Here is a 2,803-nt window from a genome sequence, read left to right on the forward strand (position 1 = left end):
TGAAGTCTTAAGCTCCATCTCATATTCATATCTACCATCATCTTCGTCTAACTCGATTTCAACAACTTCACCCGTGATGTTCTTTTTCGCAATTGCGATTGCTTCTTTTTCAGAAATCAATGATCCTGTTGTTGCTGCTGAAGCATGTACTTCATAATCGTCATCATCGTCGTCATCACGACTTTCGTCAATCTTAATGATTTTTGCTGTGTAGGCATCTACATCGATATCAAAATCCTTATTGTCTTTATCAATGTCCACTTCATAATACGTTTGACCGTTATATTTTTCTAACTCAATACTTTCTACAATTCCGTCTACTTGTTCTAGTGCTACCGCTTTCGCCTTTTCAATTCCGATTAGTTCATGTGACGCCTTACTTTCTACTGTTTTAGAAGGATTCTCTTGAGCGAACCCATGATTGATTGCTCCAAACCCAATTGAACCACCTAAAATTATTGCTGCTCCCAATGTAATCATACCGATCTTATTCATTTTCTCATTCCTCCTAAGTCGTATTGATCTTATATCCCTACTATAACCAGTGAAGATTAGAGGAATGGAAGAGAAAGATTAAAAATTGCTGAGAATCTGATAAGGAATTCTTCGATTCGCAGAATTCCCACCGTTAATGCGGATTTATCCTCCATTGAATACAGTTTATCAACCATTTCACTTTGTTTTCCCACCAAGAATGGCCCTTTACACAAAGAAAAAGCACAATTCTTCCTCCTGAGTCGCGCCCTTTTATTGAATTACTAAAATAACTTAATTTTTATTCAACTATCGCTCCTTTTAAGGATAAATCTTCATAATCCTTTTTACACTTGTAAAACCCAAGTGGTGTAAATCACTTGTTATGACCTTTTAGGCCTATTATGATATCTTGTTATAATAACACCCTAAAAGTTTGATGGTTTCCCGATAGAAAAACATTGATATGAAAGGTTTATCATCTTTAGCTTCTTTTAAAATTGATCAAAATCAACTAAAGTCTAGAGAGAGGAGGAGAGGAAGGTTTCAATTTTGCGTGCAATTCGAAAATTTTATCAATTTTTTGTAGACAAACCCATTAAAAAAGGAGCAGTTTTGAACGATCACTACGAGGTTTTGAGTGTTATAGGAACTGGAAGCTATGGGATTGTCTATCTGTGTAAAGATTTAAAAACAAACGAGAATAGAGTGGTCAAACAGCTTCGTCCAAGTAAGCGCTATAACAAAAAAGAGGTAGAGATGTTTAAAAATGAAATCTCTATTTTGCGTATGCTGAACCACAAAAATATACCAATGTTATGTGAAGCTTTTTCAAATAATAGATATTTATTTTATGTAATGAGTTTCATTGAAGGGGATAATCTGGAAGACCAGATTTTTTTAAGTAAAAAAACTTTTAATGAGAAAGAGTCTCTACTAATTCTTTCTCATCTGCTTGAATTAATTAATTATCTTCACAAAAAAGACATTTACCATCAAGATTTACGTATTCCAAATATTTTACTAAAAAACAAGGATCTTTTTTTGATTGACTTTGGTTTATCAAAGCATAAAGCCACAAATGACTCATTTCACTCATCATTTAGTTCTTCATCTTACAAACAAAAGGATATCCTAGAGATGAAACAACAGGACTACTATGATTTAGGAGAAATACTTTTATATTTACTTTATACGACGTACCCATCTAAAAACAAAAAAGCCCTTCCTTGGACGGAAGAACTTTCTTTAGAAAAGGAAACTGTTTATTTGCTAAAAAGACTGCTACAAATTAAAGAACCTTATTCAAATACTAGTGAAATTTCAACCAATCTTCATGCTGCACTTAAAGCGAAAGAAAAAGTACATTAACCGCAGGGAGGAGGATTAGCTACTGCTCCGGCCCTTCCGTTTGTAGTAGTTACTTCCACTCATTGGAGATCGTTTATACCGTCGGTTACTGCTGCTGCTACCTCGACGATAATGGTCATGTCTTCGCTCGCTGCTACTGCCTCGACGATAATGGTCATGTCTTCGCTCGCTGCTGCCTTGGGAAAGTTGCTTAATTTGTTTCATTATTTTTTTAAACATTGTTTACCTCTTTTCATTTTTTTAGCTTGGTGTATGTTTTTAGTCTAACATAGTTTAAAGGCAAAACTTACTAATTAGTATGAAGATTAACGTAGTATTGTTGTTATGATTCAGTACTGACCAGGAGAATGGAACCGGTTATAGCATCAACATGGACATTGTATTCCCTGCTTCCTTCTTCAATTTCGAACTCATAGATCATGTTATGATCTTCTTCATCTATTTGAATTTCCTGATTTTTCCGCTCAGTTATCCTACTCTCATGCCAACATGGGTTTTACGGCTCTGGTCAGAGTTTTGCCTTCAGACCTCCGCACGGTTCGTCGCGAATACCGCACTGTCTGTCAGCTAATACTTCCCGACTGATCGGCGAGCATATTCGAGACTTTCACCCTATATTGGAGCGTGCTACCGCATGCACAAAAAGTAGTGCATTTTCTAGAGATACGCACTACTTTTAAACATGTAATGATAGTTATAGATAGCCCAAAGGTCATAACCTAAGTTCTCATGCTTCTACTTACCAATTAATCATCATTCTCGTCGTTATCATCATCATTTTCCAATTCAACAACTTTTCCACTTTTAGCATCAATTGTTATATCTGCCTCGCCATTTGAAGTCTTAAGCTCCATCTCATATTCATATCTACCATCATCTTCGTCTAACTCGATTTCAACAACTTCACCCGTGATGTTCTTTTTCGCAATTGCGATTGCTTCTTTTTCAGAAATCAATG

General features: G+C 35.6%; 3 protein-coding genes. 1 reads left to right on the forward strand and 2 read right to left on the reverse strand.

Features of this window, described 5'->3' with window-relative positions; all coding sequences use genetic code 11:
• Positions 1 to 495, reverse strand: a 495-nt coding sequence (locus K9V48_RS27580) for a PepSY domain-containing protein (RefSeq protein ID WP_224142253.1), incomplete at its 3' end; no start/stop codon positions are given.
• Positions 496 to 1,023: 528 nt separating this feature from the next.
• Between K9V48_RS27580 and K9V48_RS27585 the strand changes: the two genes are divergently transcribed.
• Positions 1,024 to 1,845, forward strand: a complete 822-nt coding sequence (locus tag K9V48_RS27585) for a protein kinase domain-containing protein (protein ID WP_224142255.1) — start codon at positions 1,024 to 1,026, stop codon at positions 1,843 to 1,845.
• Between the two features lie 746 nt (positions 1,846 to 2,591).
• On the opposite strand, the gene K9V48_RS27590 is transcribed toward K9V48_RS27585, so the two are convergent.
• The coding region (locus K9V48_RS27590; protein WP_224142254.1) for a PepSY domain-containing protein at positions 2,592 to 2,803 on the reverse strand (212 nt) is incomplete at its 5' end.

It is taken from the genome of Metabacillus rhizolycopersici, from assembly GCF_020075705.1.